This is a genomic window from Phyllobacterium trifolii (assembly GCF_014192095.1).
Taxonomy (GTDB): domain Bacteria; phylum Pseudomonadota; class Alphaproteobacteria; order Rhizobiales; family Rhizobiaceae; genus Phyllobacterium; species Phyllobacterium trifolii.
Map to the genome: position 1 here is coordinate 307,750 of NZ_JACHXN010000003.1, position 13,961 is coordinate 321,710.

Here is a 13,961-nt window from a genome sequence, read left to right on the forward strand (position 1 = left end):
ACCAGTACGCGGGGTATATAACGTCCGGTTTCAGCGCCTGCAAGTTGTTTCCTGCGCCCGTTTTTAATTATGGCGGCAGGAACTACGGGTGACATGCGAAACAGCCGATTTATGCACTGTGATCGGGGCGGAAAGTCTAGTATCCATTCGAAAAGCATAGTTTTGAGGCACTTGAGCAGCGGGAATGCGATCGATGGCGGCGAAAAAGCAAAAGATCATCAGCTTTGTCATGAGTGGCGGTGTTGGTTCCCGACTGTGGCCACTATCGCGCGAGGATTTCCCCAAGCAATTCCACAATATTTCCGGGCAGGGCTCGATGCTGCTGCGCACAGTCAAGCGAATGGGCGCCCGGATCGAAGGTAGTGCCGTGCCGGTTTATCTGCTGGCGTCGGAGCGTCATTCGGACCACATCAACCAGGACCTGGCAGGGGTCGACCTCGGCGGCGGCAGGCCTATCCTTGAACCGATGGGCCGCAATACCGCTTCAGCAGTTGCATTGGCAACGGAAATAACGTTGCGCGAACATGGCGATGAACTCGTGCTCGTGGTTCCGTCCGATCATGAGATAACCACCGATCGGGATTTCTGGAACACCATCGAATCCGGCATCAGTGCCGCCAACGAAGGCCGGATCGTCGTCTTCGGTATCCAGCCGGATCGCGCAGAAACCGGATACGGTTATATCGAGACCAGTCTGCAGACCGGCGATATCCGCGACGTCGTGCGTTTCGTCGAGAAGCCAAACGAACAGACTGCGAAACAATATCTGGAATCCGGGAATTTCCTCTGGAATGCAGGCATTTTCTTTTTTCGGGCGAGTGTCATGCGCGACGTCTTCAAGTCGCATGCTGCTGAAATCTGGGATGGTGCGATTGCCGCGCTCGACAAGGCGGATACGAACATATCCGGCACGTATCTGCCGCATGACCTTTACGCCGCTGTGCCATCCATTTCGGTTGACTATGCCATCATGGAACGGGCCTCGGATATTGCACTCGTTCCGGCAAAATTCCGCTGGAATGATCTTGGTTCCTGGCAATCCCTTTTGGAAGTCGGTTCCGTCGATGGCAACGGCAATGTGATCGTTGGCGATGTGGTGGCGATCGATTGTGAGCATAGCTATCTGCGCAGCGATGGCCGTCTGCTTTCCGCAGTCGGGCTGCGCGACACGGCTGTGGTCGCCACGGCGGATGCCACTTTCGTTGCGCCGGTTAGCGAGAGCCAGAATGTTCGCAAGATTGTCGAGCAACTCGAGAAAACCGGGCGGCTGGAGACCAAGTTCACGCCCGCACAAGACCGGCTTCCGCATGTCGGAGCCTACGGTAACAGGGTTCGTCACTGGCTCTTCGATGAAACACTGCCGCTATGGTCCACAGTGGGTGTCGATGACAGACACGGTGGTTTCCACGAGGCCCTTTCCTTCGATGCGATTCCCATCAAGAAGACCAAGCGCATGCGCACGATGGCCCGGCAGATCTATGCATTTGCGGTTGCGCATGAGATGGGCTGGGATGGACCAGCCAACGCTCTGATCGACCACGGAATCAGCTACATCAAGAAGGGCCGCACTGACCGTGGCGGCTGGACAAAGACATTCAACGAAGACGGCAGTGTTTTGGATCCTACCGAGGATGCCTACGATCAGTCATGTGTATTGCTCGCATTGGCCCATGCGCACAAGGCGGGCCACAAGGAGGCATTGGCGCTCGGTACCGAAACCTTTGTGTTTATCGACGATTATCTGGCCGACGCCCGGCTGACGGGTTTCCTCGAGACACCGGGCGATACGGGCTTGCGGCGGGCCAACCCGCATATGCATCTGCTTGAAGCTTTCCTCGCCTGGCATGAAGCGACGGGCAATCGCGACTATCTTCAAAGGGCTGCGCGAATCGTCGATCTGTTCCGGCACCACATGTTCGATGCCGAGACCTGGACGCTGGGCGAATATTTCAGCAATGACTGGTCCCGCGCACCCGGCGAACAGGGGGAATGGACGGAACCTGGCCATCATTTCGAATGGGCTTCGCTCCTGTCCGATTTTGCCCGGGTTACGGGTCAAAAAGATGTCATGCGCTATGGGCGCAAACTCTATGCGTCTGCGATCGCGAACGGCCTCAACCGCTCGACAGAACTTGCCTACAATGCTGTGTCGCGTCACGGTTTGCCGCTGGACACCAATTCACGCAGCTGGCCGCAGACCGAAGCCGTCAAGGCCGCCATCGCGCTTGATGGCAATGGTGGACCGGACCTGAAGCCTGAGGTGGAAGCGAGGGTAGGCCGTCTCTTCCGCTGGCACATAGAACCTGCACCAAAGGGGCTATGGATCGACCTCATCGATGAGACGGGAAAAGCCAAAGCCGAAGACGTCCCGGCTTCGATCTTCTATCATCTGGTGTGCGCGCTGACGCAATACGTGGCTTACGTCGGCAAGAAGCCTTAGGAGCCTGACCCTAGTAAGGGCTCTCTACCTTGCCGGTTTCGACATAGACCGACTTGATCTGGCTGTAATGATAAAGCGCGGCAAGGCCGTTCTCGCGGCCAACGCCGGATTGCTTGAAGCCACCGAACGGCATTTCTACCGGTGCAAGATTATAGGTATTGATCCAGCAAGTGCCTGCCTTGAGTTGGCTGATCACGCGGTGCGCGCGCGACAGGTCCTTGGTGAATACCCCCGCCGACAGGCCGAACTCCGTATCGTTGGCGCGGGCAATGACTTCGTCCTCCTCCTGAAAATCAAGGACTGCCATGACGGGTCCAAAGATTTCCTCGCGCGCGATGACCATGTTGTCAGTCACGTTGGTGAAGATGGTCGGTTCGACGAAGCACCCGCCCTCGAAACCCTGCATCTGAGGGACGCCGCCACCGAAATGCAGCGTCGCACCCTCGGCTTTGCCCTTTTCGATGTAGGACACGACCTTGTCGCGCTGGGAAGCGTTGACCAGTGGTCCGAGGTGAATTTCCGGATCGAGCGGATCCCCGAGGCGAATGGCCTTCGTGCGTGTGGTCAGGCGGTCAAGGAACTGGTCCTTGATGCCACCCTGTACGAAGACGCGCGTGCCATTGGAGCAGACCTGACCAGTTGAATAGAAATTGCCGAGGAGGGCACCGCCCACGGCATTTTCCACGTCGGCATCGTCGAAAATGATCAGGGGAGATTTGCCGCCGAGCTCCATGGTCGCGTGCTTCATATGCGATCCGGCCTGTGCCAGCACGCGCTTGCCTGTCGGGACCGAGCCGGTCAGCGAGACCTTGGCGACCAGCGGATGATCGACCAGCTGCGAGCCGACATCGCCAAAACCCTGCAACACGTTGAACAGACCATCGGGCAGGCCAGCTTCCTTATAGACTTCAGCCAGGGCGAGGGCCGACAGCGGCGTGTTTTCGGACGGCTTGAAGATCATGGCGTTGCCGGCAGCGAGCGCTGGAGCGGACTTCCAGCCCGCACCTTGAATTGGATAATTCCATGCGCCAATGCCGACGCAAACCCCCAAAGCCTCGCGGCGCGTGTAGGCGTAGGATCCGCCAAGCTCGATCATCTCGCCATTGAACCCGGCGATGATGCCGCCATAAAATTCCAGTGCATCGGCAGCGGATGCGGGATCGGCAACGAGCGTTTCCTGAATAGCCTTGCCGGTATCGAGCGTTTCAAGTTCAGCGATTTCGGCATTGCGGGCGCGCAGGATATCGGCGGCGCGGCGCAGGACACGGCCGCGTTCCACCGGCTTGAGTGCAGCCCAAGCTGGTTGCGCGGCGGCGGCAGCCTGCACCGCCTGCTCGATCAGCGCCGGTGTCGCGCCAAAGAGCCTGGCGATGATCTCCCCCGTTGCCGGATAAATCACATCAAGCGGCTTGCCGTCCTTGTCCTCGACGAAGCGGCCATTGATGAAATGCGATGCCTTGGGCTGCGCGCGCATGGTGTTCTCCTAAGTTATTGTTTGTAGCCTAGCGGTCACTCACCTGCCAGCGCGGATTGATCCACGGCTCCTGATTGGAGCGAGGCAAGGGATCGCGGTCAAGAATGTGATCGGCAGCTTTTTCGCCGGCCATGATCGAAGGGCCGTTGAGGTTGCCATTGGTAACGCGCGGGAAGATCGAACTATCCGCAATACGAAGACCTTCGACGCCGATCACCCGGCACTGCGGATCGACCACCGCCATCGGATCGTTTGCCGAGCCCATTTTACAGGTGCCACAGGGGTGAAAAGCGCTCTCTGCGTGTTCGCGCAGGAAATCATCGATCTCTTCATCCGACTGCACATGGGCACCCGGTGAAATCTCCTTGCCGCGATAGGGATCTAGTGCTGCCTGTCCGAAAATCTCTCGCGTCAATCGTACGGCGTGGCGGAAATCCACCCAGTCGTCGGGATGCGACATGTAATTGAAAAGGATCCTGGGTTTCTCGAATGGATCAGATGAGCGAAGCGTCACGCTCCCGCGCGATTTCGACCGCATCGGACCGACATGCGCCTGGAAACCATGACCTTTCACGGCGGCCCGGCCATCATAACGGATCGCTGCGGGCAGGAAATGATACTGGATGTCCGGATAGTCCACGCCGGGTTTCGAACGGACGAAAGCCGCGGATTCGAAATGGTTGGTTGCACCATGCCCAGTCTTGAAGAACAGCCATTCGGCGCCGATCATCGCCTTTGAGAAGAGCCCGAGCTTGGAATTCAGGGTGATCGGTTTCAGGCTTTCCTGCTGGATATACACCTCCATATGGTCCTGCAGGTTCTGGCCGACACCGGCCCGGTCGGCAACGACGTCGATTCCATGCTCTTTCAAATGGGCGGCGGGGCCGATACCGGACAGCATCAGCAGCTTGGGTGAGTTAATGGACGAGGCGGCGACGATTACTTCGCGCCGGGCGCGGATGATTTCCGTCCTGCCGCGCCGGGTAATTTCCACACCGACCGCCCGTTGATTCTCAATGATCACACGCCGGGCGAAACCATTGACCAGACTCACGTTTTTACGTTTTAGCGCCGGGCGAAGATAGGCATTGGCCGCGGACCAGCGGCGGCCATTGTGGATAGTTTGCTCCATGGCCCCGAAGCCTTCCTGCTTCGAGCCATTATAGTCTTCGGTAACTTCGAAACCCGCCTGTTGGCCGGCATCGACAAAGGCATGGAACAATGGATTGTCCCGGCGCCCGCGTTGTATATGCATAGGGCCATCCGTGCCGCGCCATCCAGGCTCGCCACCATGCGAATGCTCCATGCGTTTGAAATAGGGCAGCACGTCTGCATAGGACCAACCGGTTGCGCCACTTTCCGCCCAATGGTCGAAATCATGTGCATGGCCGCGCACATAAACCATGCCGTTGATCGAGGAGGAGCCACCGATGACCTTGCCGCGTGGCGTGACCAAGCGGCGCCCGCCAAGGTGCGGCTCGGGTTCGGACATAAAGCCCCAATCATAGGTGCTCATATTCATCGGAAAGGACAGTGCCGCCGGCATCTGGATGAATGGGCCGATGTCGGTCCCGCCGAACTCAACGACGATCACCGAATACTTGCCATCCTCCGATAGGCGGTAAGCCATCGCGGAACCAGCAGAACCAGAACCGATGATGACGAAATCTGCTTCCATAATGCTCTTCATGCTCACTCGCCGCGCGGGTAGCGGGCGTTCTCTTCCAGAACGTTCAGGTCCATATGATTGCGCATGTAACGCTCTGAAGCCTTTTGCAGAGGCTGATGGTCCCATGGATAGTATGAACCGTTGCGCAGCGCTTCATAGACCACCCAGCGCCGCGCCTGGCTTTCGCGCACCGCGGCATCGAACTGAGCCATATCCCAGCGCTTCCGGGCTTTCGCCGTGAAATCTGCGACCAGCTTGGCACGCGCCGGATTGGTCGCGAGGTTGGTCAGTTCATCCGGATCCGATTCAAGATCAAAGAGTTGCGGCGGGTCGATCTCGCAATGCACGAACTTGTAGGCGCCTTCGCGGATGCAGACGAGCGGCGCGTTCGAGCCTTCCGCCGCATATTCCATCAGAACGGGACCGACGCGCGCCTTGCCTTGCATGACAGGTGTCAGATCCTCGCCATCGGTCCATGGCAGGATTTCGGCGATATCGATACCTGCAAGCGCACCGAGCGTCGGATTGATATCAAGTGTCGAGACCGGCTCCGAGATCAATTGCGGACTGATACCTTTGCCCGCGATCATCAGCGGAACGCGCGCCGAGCCTTCGAAAAAGTTCATCTTGAACCAAAGGCCGCGCTCGCCCAGCATGTCGCCGTGATCTGACGTGAACACGATGATCGTGTCGTCCAGCATCCGTGTGGTCTGCAGGACCTCGAGAATTTCGCCGACCTTGTCGTCGATATAGGAGATATTGGCAAGATAGCCCTGACGCGCCCGCCGAACGTGGTCGGCTGTGATGTCAAAGCAATGATGCTCGCATGCTTCGAGCAGCCGCTTTGAATGCGGATCCTGTTTTTCAAACGGAATGGCACCGACCTCCGGATCGAGCGCAGACGACCCCTCATAAAGGTCCCAATATTTGCGCCGCGCCACATAAGGATCGTGCGGATGAGTGAAGGAGACTGTCAGGCACCATGGCCGGCGCGATGCATCAACCGATTCACGCGATAGCTGGTAGAGCTTTTGCCGTGCGTGAAACGCTACCTCGTCGTCATATTCCATCTGGTTGGTGATCTCGGCAACACCCGCGCCGGTGACAGAGCCAAGATTGTGATACCACCAGTCGATGCGTTCTCCCGGCTTGCGATAGTCCGGTGTCCAGCCGAAATCGGCCGGGTAAATGTCTGTTGTCAGGCGCTCTTCAAGGCCATGCAATTGATCCGGGCCGACGAAATGCATCTTGCCGGAGAGGCCGGTATAGTAACCAGCACGGCGAAGATGATGCGCGTAAGTCGGGATATCCGAGACAAACTCTGCCGCATTGTCATAGACACGGGTGCGCGATGGCAACTGACCCGACATCAGAGAAGCACGGGCAGGGGCACAGAGCGGCGAGGCAGTATACGTATTCGCAAAGCGGGCCGAACGCTTGGCCAATGCCTTCAGGTGTGGTGCATGGATGAATTCCGCCGGACCGTCTGGAAAAAGTGTTCCATTCAGCTGATCAACCATTAAAATAAGTATGTTCGGTCGCATGCAGGCTCCGGCAGGGGCAAAATTCGTCTCTATGGCATTTTCCATATGGTAGTGATGGTCGCTGTTTCAGTTACGCCATTGCGCACCGCATGACGACCGATATTTCTGACCTAAACGATCGACGCTCGTATGTTTGCCTTGAATCGCGCAGGTTTCATGGTTAGCTCAAGAGAAAGAGATTTTGGAGGAATGGAAATGACTGCCTGTATCGTTGGATGGTCGCATCTGCCATTTGGAAAGCTGGAGGGCGAAACCGTCGAAAGCCTGATCGTCAAAGCTGCGGTGGGGGCGCTCGATCATGCCGGCATTGGTCCTGAAGACGTCGACGAGATCGTACTTGGTCATTTCAATGCTGGTTTCTCTCCCCAGGATTTCACCGCCAGCCTGGTTTTGCAGGCGAGTGACGCTTTTCGCTTCAAACCCGCGACGCGTGTCGAAAACGCTTGTGCGACTGGCTCGGCAGCCGTGCATCAGGGCATCAAGACTATTCGCGCAGGCAGCGCCAAGGTCGTACTTGTCGTGGGTGTCGAGAAGATGACATCGACGCCCGGTCCGGAAATCGGCAAAAATTTGCTCAAAGCGTCCTATCTGCCGGAAGAGGGCGAGATTCCCGCGGGTTTTGCCGGAGTCTTCGGCCAGATCGCAGCGGCTTATTTCCAGAAATACGGCGATCAATCCGACGCCTTGGCGATGATCGCTGCCAAGAACCACAAGAACGGCGTCAATAATCCCTATGCGCAGATGCGCAAGGATCTTGGCTATGATTTCTGCCGGCAGGAGAGCGAGAAGAACCCGTTCGTTGCGGGCCCATTGAAGCGTACCGATTGTTCTCTCGTCTCTGACGGTGCGGCAGCGCTGGTCCTGACGGATACGCAGACTGCCTTGAAGATGAAGCGTGCTGTGGCATTTCGTGCGGCTGCCCACGTTCAGGATTTTCTGCCGATCTCCAAGCGCGATATCCTGCTGTTCGAGGGCTGTTCGGAGGGCTGGAAACGCGCGCTCGACCAAGCCGGCGTGACCATCGATGACCTGTCCTTCGTCGAAACCCATGATTGCTTCACCATTGCCGAACTGATCGAGTATGAGGCAATGGGATTGGCGAAACCGGGCGAGGGCGCCAAGATAGCACTCGAAGGCCAGACAGCCATGGATGGCCGCCTGCCGGTCAATCCTTCCGGCGGCCTCAAGGCAAAGGGGCATCCGATCGGCGCCAGCGGCGTGTCGATGCACGTGCTGTCATCGATGCAGTTGACCGGGGAAGCCGGCGGCATACAGGTGCCGGGCGCCAAGCTTGCGGGCATTTTCAACATGGGCGGCGCAGCGGTCGCCAATTATGTTTCGGTGCTGGAGCGGATCAAATAGGGGTTGCTAGAAACCAACCCTGCCGAATCCGGGAACCTTGAGTCCCGGATTCAAAACATCCACACCCGCCACCAAGCCCAGGAAATTGATCTCAAATCCGCTGCGAGAACCGGCGGAAACGCCAGCATATCCGAAAAGCGTGGCGTAAAAATTCTCCCAATCATCGTCGATCACGAACAGCTTGCCATCCGTTGGAAAATCGCGCCCAACTGCATTTGACGGCAGCACGATGCCCATTTCGGGAACGGAACGGAGAACATGAGCAACGAAGCTGTTCGAGTTCGGGCCCGGCCAGATCGTGTAGTTGCCGGGCTTTCCGTAGGGATATGCCTCGATTGCAGCTTGGATCTTCGGGATTAAAATTTCCGCTTCAGCGCCATGAAATTCATGCACGATAAATGGTCCATTGGAATACCAGCGCCCGTCAGCGTCGTAGGCATTCTTACGGACTGGCATTCCCCAGCCGACAACCTCATAACGGTCATAGCTTGTGATACCAGCCCGCTTTATTACCAACCAGGAATGCAGCGATAGGGCGCCTTTTATGCCGCCAGTACGCGCGGCGAGAATATAGACTGACGCCTCACCGATTTCTGGCTTGGCAGGAATAACACCGCTTGAGCTCCAGTCAGCGCTGCGCCAGTTGTCCTCGTGATGTTGGGTCATCCACCAACCAGCCGCAGCCAGAGAAGGAAGAATGAAGAGGATGAAGATACCGAGCGCCAGACGAACGAATAATTTGAACACGCGGCTTTCTCCATTGGAAAGGGGAACGGACCACCTTATAACACCATGGATTCCGGCTGATTTAGGTCAACATCCCGGGGAATGTGGGGCACGATGAGCAATCCGGTACTGGTTGAAGTTTTTCGCGGTGAAACGGTGGAGAGTCGTCATCGTGGCGCGGTGATCGTGACCGATGGCGATGGCAGGATCGTCTTCTCGCTAGGCGATATCGAGAGACCGACCTTTCCGCGCTCGGCGATCAAGGCAATTCAGGCGCTGCCGCTGGTCGAGAGCGGCGCGGCGGATGCCTATGGCTTCGGCAATGAGGAACTCGCCATGGCCTGTGCCTCGCATTCGGGCGAGCCGCAACATGTGGCGAAGGCCGCCGATATGCTGGGCCGCGCCGGGCTTGATGTTTCGGCACTTGAATGCGGCTCGCATTGGCCGTCGCAGCAGCCCGTGCTGATCGCGCTCGCGAAAAGTGGCCAGGAGCCGACGCCGCTGCATAATAATTGTTCCGGCAAACATGCAGGGTTCCTGTGCACGTGCCGGCATCTTGGCATCGAAACGCACGGCTATTCTGCCTTGGGCTCGCCCGAACAGGATATGGTGCGCGATGCCATGCAGAGCGTCACCGGCGCACCGCACACGCTGGATCGCTGCGGGACAGATGGTTGTTCGATTCCGACCTATGCCATTCCATTGAAAAACCTGGCGCATGGCTTCGCCCGCATGGCGACGGGGGTTGGATTCGAGCCGGTTCGTGCCGCTGCGGCACGGCGCCTCGTCGATGCGGCGATGGCAGCACCATACTATGTCGCTGGTACCAATCGCGCCTGTACGGTTTTAATGGAGATGGATCCAAACCGCATATTCGTAAAGGGCGGCGCTGAAGGCGTCTACGCCGGTGCATTGCCGGAACTCGGGCTCGGGATCGCTATCAAGTGCGATGACGGGAGCGCACGGGCCTCCGAGGCAATCATCGCTACGGTTCTCGCCCGGATCTATCGCAACGAGGACGAACTGGAGTCTAAGCTCGACCGGTTTGCCGATCGCGAAATGCGCAACTGGAACGGCATTACCTATGGTGTCATCAGCCCGACAGAAGCGCTGACGGACGCGGATATCAATTGACGATATTCCGCTCGACGGCAAGGTTTGGGTAGATCTGGGCGCTCTTCTGGGTCAAATCCTTGACCGTGACATCACTCCAACTATGACCAACAATGCCGCCATTCCTGGAATCTTGGATGATGTTGTCAGAAATGATGGCCGAACCGACGCCCTCGACGACGCTGACATAGATACCTTCGCCTGACGTGCGGACGATGTTTCCAGTCGCAATCACGTTGCGCATGTAAGCGCCCCAGCCGAGCTGAATGCCGTAGAGCGGCGCGTTTTCAACCACATTGCCGGTAACCGAGATGTCGGCTTCGACGCTGATACCGATGCCGAAGGCGCCGGGATACGGGCCCTTGGTCGAGAGGTTGCGCACCAAATTGCCGCTGCAGGTTCCGAGACGGCCGCCGCTGTCGAAATTTACCATCGATATGCCGTTTGCAGCACCATCGACGAGATTGTTGGCGATGACCGCGCCTTCGAAAGCGAACTCCGAATAAATCGCGGTTTCGCCGCTCGCACTGCAATTGTTTCCGGTGATCTGCAAATTGCTGGCGCTATTGCCGCGGATCGCGGTAAAGGCGCTGTCGTTGATGACATTGTTGGAAACGACGACATTGTTCGCGCGAAAGATATTGACGGCGTTGCCGTTCTGACCGGTGCCGCCTGCATCCGCCTTGGTCTTGCTAATGCGGTTGCTCGTAACGATCGTGCCGTCTCGGCCTTGCTCGTAACGCTGAACGAGAATGCCGCCATTACCGCAATCGTGGATCTCATTGCCGGTGATCTCCAATCCGGTGGAGTCCGCAGCAAATATGGCCGCATCGCTGGCGCCCGAGATACGCGTCCCCTCGATACGTCCACCGCATTTGAAGAGGTCCACGGCATTCTTGCGCGCACCTACAATCTGGCAATCATCCAATACGAGATGAGCAACGTTACTGGCTTCGAATAGCCCTCGAACGCTATCACCTAGAGGCCTGCCGTCACCGTCGATGACAAGACCGTTAAGCTGAATATGGTCGGAACCATTAGCCCTTATCAGACCAGATTTGCCTCCGAACAGAAGACGTGACTTGCCGGAAACACCGAGCAGATTGACATAGGCGGGAAATTGCAGACCCGAGACAATATAGGCTCCAGGTGGCAGGAATATCTGCTGACCGGACGAACTTGCTTTGGTCAGCAACGCATTCAGCTTGATCGTCTGATCGTCTGGGCCTCCAGGGGTCAACCCGAATTCCACAGCGTTGATTATTCCTGATGTGGTCTGGGCTTGCGTGGTACGCGGCAGAATGCCGACGCCGGCAAGCGAGGCCAGACCGGTCAGGACGAAGCGTCGGTTGATCATATTGTTATCCGCGGAAGAGAATGAGAGGGGCGCTGGAGGATTGCACTTGCTGTGAGGCCTAGCAAGGCCTACCTTCGTTCGATGAGCAGGGCCTTCACAAAGGAAGACGATAGCAACTCCTCGATCGATGTCGGCGAGCGCCCCATAAGCCCGCACCGGAATCTGGTGACGGAGAAGGGCCTCGCTCACATTGATGCCGAACTCGCAGCGGCGCATGAGGCGCTGGCCAAAGGCAACGCCGAGGCTGACCGCGATCTGATCGCGCGGGCCTCACGCGACCTGCGGTACTGGAACGCACGCAGGGAATCAGCCGAAGTCTCACGCCCCGATCCGCATAGTGACGTGGTCCGGTTCGGCATGACAGTTACAATCGCCGACGAAGACGACAAATCACAAACCTGGGCAATTGTCGGCGAGGACGAAGCGGACGCCAGCCATGGCAAGATTTCGCATGTGTCACCCATGGCGAAGGCGATGTTCGGTAAATCTGTTGGCGACAGTTTCGTGCTGAATGATCGCGAGTGGGAAATCACGGCGATCGATACTGCAGCTTGAAGTTGAATCCTGCTTTGAGCAGTGGGCCTCAAGAGATTCAATTTAAAGCGTTTTTCATACCGGCTCGATGTGATCGCGAAAGAAGGCTGCTGCGCCGGTCTCGTCGATTTCGCCAGCGGCGACGTTCATCACAAACGTGTAAAGTGTACCGGGATCGGCAGTCGGCACATAGCCGTTGATGACGAGGAAGGCGAGGGCTGCAGCGAGCGCCGTACGCTTGTTTCCATCGACAAAGGCATGGTTTCTGGCCAAGCCAAACATGTAAGCTCCGGCTAGCTCTGCTATGTCTGGATCGCCATAATTAGATTTGTTTTCGGCGCGAGCCAAAGCCGATTCGAGGGCATTTTCGTCTCTCAAACCGTGAGCCCCGCCATGACGATGCAACTGCTCCGCATGCATTGCTTCCACTGACAAGCGGGAAAGGAATTCCCAACTCATTCAGCAAGCTTTTGAAAAACGGTCTTGTACTTGTCCATCATTTTGCGTGCGGCTTCCATCTGACGTTCGAACGAATCGTCAGTAGGCTTCAAAATTATGCCGTCGGCAGTTTGAATGACTTCCAGCTGATCTCCGGCCTTCAGATGGTTCCTCTCAAGCACATCCTTCGGCAGGATAACCCCTTCCGAATTTCCGATTTTCCTCACGGTTACGTTCATGGCCTTAACTCCGATGTTATAACGCGAGGTATAACGTAAGTGTACGACACATACAAGCTGGAGATTGTGATCTTACAGCCAGCCCTTTTTGCGGAAAATCAGGAGCGGGATGACGGCCGAGGCAATCATCAGGGCGATGGCCATGGGATAGCCCCAGACCTCGTCGAGTTCCGGCATGAAATGGAAGTTCATGCCGTAGATCGATGCGACCAGCGTCGGCGGCATGAAGGCAACAGCGGCGACGGAGAAAATCTTGATGATGGCGTTTTGCTCAATCGAGATGAGCCCAACCACCGTATCAAGCAGAAAGGTCACCTTGTTGGAAAGGAAATCGACATAGGTGCTCAACGATTGCGTGTCGCGCTCCAGCGACTTGATCGTGGCCCGTATATCCTTCTTGCTCAGGGTCTCCTCCTGAATGGCGGCCGTATAAACGAGGAGGCGGCTGACGCCAGCGATGCTTTCCCGAATTTTGGAAAGAAACGCACCTTGAATACCGATATTGTTGAGACTGTCCCTGAAGTTCTTGGTTGTCATCGGCTTGTCATTTTCCGAACGCCGGAAGATCGCGTGAGAATTCACATCAATTTCGCCAGCTACACCTTCGAGAATGTCCGCAATCCGGTCCGTTACGGCTTCGATCAATCCCAGCAGAATGCTGATGCCGCTGCATTTGGGTGTGATGAGACCGTTCCCCGGTTTGGTCGCGCGGCCAATGAACAGAGTGAACGCCTTCGGCTCGGTATAGCGGACAGTGACAAGCCGCTTTCCTGTGAGAATGAAAGATACCGGAGCAATACCGTGATGTTTCAATTCGGTAGAGTGCAGGATGGAAGCCGTCAGATATTGCGCGCCATTCTCGGCGTAGAAACGGCTGGATTCCTCGATCTCGATCATATCCTCGTGGGTCGGTATGGTCGCCTTGGTCCAGTTCTCAACCTGGACGTCTTCTTCATGCGTCGGGTTGATAAGGTCGATCCAGACTGCATTGGGTGGCAGCTCTGCCCCCGCAAGCGCAGCACTGGGCATCAGATAGTCGTCTTGCAGCGCGTAGACATAAATCAT

General features: G+C 57.0%; 12 protein-coding genes. 4 read left to right on the plus strand and 8 right to left on the minus strand.

What is annotated here, in order from left to right; translation table 11 throughout:
• Positions 1 to 193: 193 nt before the first annotated feature.
• On the plus strand, positions 194 to 2,440 hold the full coding sequence (locus tag FHS21_RS06595) for an AGE family epimerase/isomerase (protein WP_162701856.1): 2,247 nt from the start codon (positions 194 to 196) through the stop codon (positions 2,438 to 2,440).
• Between the two features lie 10 nt (positions 2,441 to 2,450).
• On the opposite strand, the gene betB is transcribed toward FHS21_RS06595, so the two are convergent.
• From betB to betC, 3 genes are read right to left on the minus strand one after another with little or no spacing between them, the layout of a single operon-like run.
• Positions 2,451 to 3,914, minus strand: coding sequence for a betaine-aldehyde dehydrogenase (betB, locus tag FHS21_RS06600; protein ID WP_112527456.1), 1,464 nt, complete (start codon positions 3,912 to 3,914; stop codon positions 2,451 to 2,453).
• Positions 3,915 to 3,942: 28 nt separating this feature from the next.
• Complete coding sequence (gene betA, locus FHS21_RS06605; RefSeq protein WP_183661522.1) at positions 3,943 to 5,592, minus strand: choline dehydrogenase; 1,650 nt, start codon at positions 5,590 to 5,592, stop codon at positions 3,943 to 3,945.
• 14 nt (positions 5,593 to 5,606) lie between these two features.
• Positions 5,607 to 7,127 carry a choline-sulfatase gene (gene betC / locus FHS21_RS06610; protein ID WP_112528071.1) on the minus strand — a complete coding sequence of 507 codons (1,521 nt, stop codon included), beginning with the start codon at positions 7,125 to 7,127 and terminating at the stop codon, positions 5,607 to 5,609.
• A 195-nt stretch (positions 7,128 to 7,322) separates the two neighbouring features.
• Between betC and FHS21_RS06615 the strand changes: the two genes are divergently transcribed.
• On the plus strand, positions 7,323 to 8,489 hold the full coding sequence (locus tag FHS21_RS06615) for an acetyl-CoA acetyltransferase (protein WP_112527458.1): 1,167 nt from the start codon (positions 7,323 to 7,325) through the stop codon (positions 8,487 to 8,489).
• A 6-nt stretch (positions 8,490 to 8,495) separates the two neighbouring features.
• On the opposite strand, the gene FHS21_RS06620 is transcribed toward FHS21_RS06615, so the two are convergent.
• On the minus strand, positions 8,496 to 9,236 hold the full coding sequence (locus FHS21_RS06620; protein ID WP_312879846.1) for a DUF3750 domain-containing protein: 741 nt from the start codon (positions 9,234 to 9,236) through the stop codon (positions 8,496 to 8,498).
• Between the two features lie 93 nt (positions 9,237 to 9,329).
• Here FHS21_RS06620 and FHS21_RS06625 point away from each other — a divergent pair, with 93 nt between their 5' ends.
• Positions 9,330 to 10,349: an asparaginase gene (locus FHS21_RS06625; protein WP_112527460.1), complete on the plus strand. Its 1,020-nt coding sequence runs from the start codon at positions 9,330 to 9,332 to the stop codon at positions 10,347 to 10,349.
• Here the strand turns inward: FHS21_RS06625 and FHS21_RS06630 are convergent.
• Positions 10,342 to 11,685, minus strand: coding sequence for a TIGR03808 family TAT-translocated repetitive protein (locus tag FHS21_RS06630; RefSeq protein WP_183661412.1), 1,344 nt, complete (start codon positions 11,683 to 11,685; stop codon positions 10,342 to 10,344). The genes FHS21_RS06625 and FHS21_RS06630 overlap by 8 nt on opposite strands.
• 81 nt (positions 11,686 to 11,766) lie before the next feature.
• Here FHS21_RS06630 and greA point away from each other — a divergent pair, with 81 nt between their 5' ends.
• The gene (gene greA / locus FHS21_RS06635; protein WP_112527464.1) at positions 11,767 to 12,240 is read left to right on the plus strand and encodes a transcription elongation factor GreA; all 474 of its coding nucleotides are present in this window, start codon (positions 11,767 to 11,769) and stop codon (positions 12,238 to 12,240) included.
• Between the two features lie 54 nt (positions 12,241 to 12,294).
• On the opposite strand, the gene FHS21_RS06640 is transcribed toward greA, so the two are convergent.
• The 3 genes from FHS21_RS06640 to FHS21_RS06650 form a co-directional block, all read right to left on the minus strand.
• Positions 12,295 to 12,678 (minus strand): type II toxin-antitoxin system death-on-curing family toxin, encoded by a 384-nt coding sequence (locus FHS21_RS06640; protein ID WP_112527467.1) that lies wholly within the window; start codon positions 12,676 to 12,678, stop codon positions 12,295 to 12,297.
• The gene (locus tag FHS21_RS06645) at positions 12,675 to 12,896 is read right to left on the minus strand and encodes an AbrB/MazE/SpoVT family DNA-binding domain-containing protein (protein ID WP_106715755.1); all 222 of its coding nucleotides are present in this window, start codon (positions 12,894 to 12,896) and stop codon (positions 12,675 to 12,677) included. The genes FHS21_RS06640 and FHS21_RS06645 overlap by 4 nt, the downstream gene beginning before the upstream one ends.
• 72 nt (positions 12,897 to 12,968) lie before the next feature.
• Entirely contained in the window at positions 12,969 to 13,961 is a 993-nt protein-coding gene (locus FHS21_RS06650) for a magnesium transporter CorA family protein (protein ID WP_112527469.1), read from the minus strand.

What these genes read in the sequence shown, in the direction of transcription:
- FHS21_RS06595 (WP_162701856.1), top strand. Translation starts at nt 194, where the DNA reads ATGGCGGCGAAAAAGCAAAAGATCATCAGCTTTGTCATGAGTGGCGGT.
- betB (WP_112527456.1), bottom strand. Translation starts at nt 3,914, where the DNA reads ATGCGCGCGCAGCCCAAGGCATCGCATTTCATCAATGGCCGCTTCGTC.
- betA (WP_183661522.1), bottom strand. Translation starts at nt 5,592, where the DNA reads ATGGAAGCAGATTTCGTCATCATCGGTTCTGGTTCTGCTGGTTCCGCG.
- betC (WP_112528071.1), bottom strand. Translation starts at nt 7,127, where the DNA reads ATGCGACCGAACATACTTATTTTAATGGTTGATCAGCTGAATGGAACA.
- FHS21_RS06615 (WP_112527458.1), top strand. Translation starts at nt 7,323, where the DNA reads ATGACTGCCTGTATCGTTGGATGGTCGCATCTGCCATTTGGAAAGCTG.
- FHS21_RS06625 (WP_112527460.1), top strand. Translation starts at nt 9,330, where the DNA reads ATGAGCAATCCGGTACTGGTTGAAGTTTTTCGCGGTGAAACGGTGGAG.
- FHS21_RS06630 (WP_183661412.1), bottom strand. Translation starts at nt 11,685, where the DNA reads ATGATCAACCGACGCTTCGTCCTGACCGGTCTGGCCTCGCTTGCCGGC.
- greA (WP_112527464.1), top strand. Translation starts at nt 11,767, where the DNA reads ATGAGCAGGGCCTTCACAAAGGAAGACGATAGCAACTCCTCGATCGAT.
- FHS21_RS06640 (WP_112527467.1), bottom strand. Translation starts at nt 12,678, where the DNA reads ATGAGTTGGGAATTCCTTTCCCGCTTGTCAGTGGAAGCAATGCATGCG.
- FHS21_RS06645 (WP_106715755.1), bottom strand. Translation starts at nt 12,896, where the DNA reads ATGAACGTAACCGTGAGGAAAATCGGAAATTCGGAAGGGGTTATCCTG.
- FHS21_RS06650 (WP_112527469.1), bottom strand. Translation starts at nt 13,961, where the DNA reads ATGATTTATGTCTACGCGCTGCAAGACGACTATCTGATGCCCAGTGCT.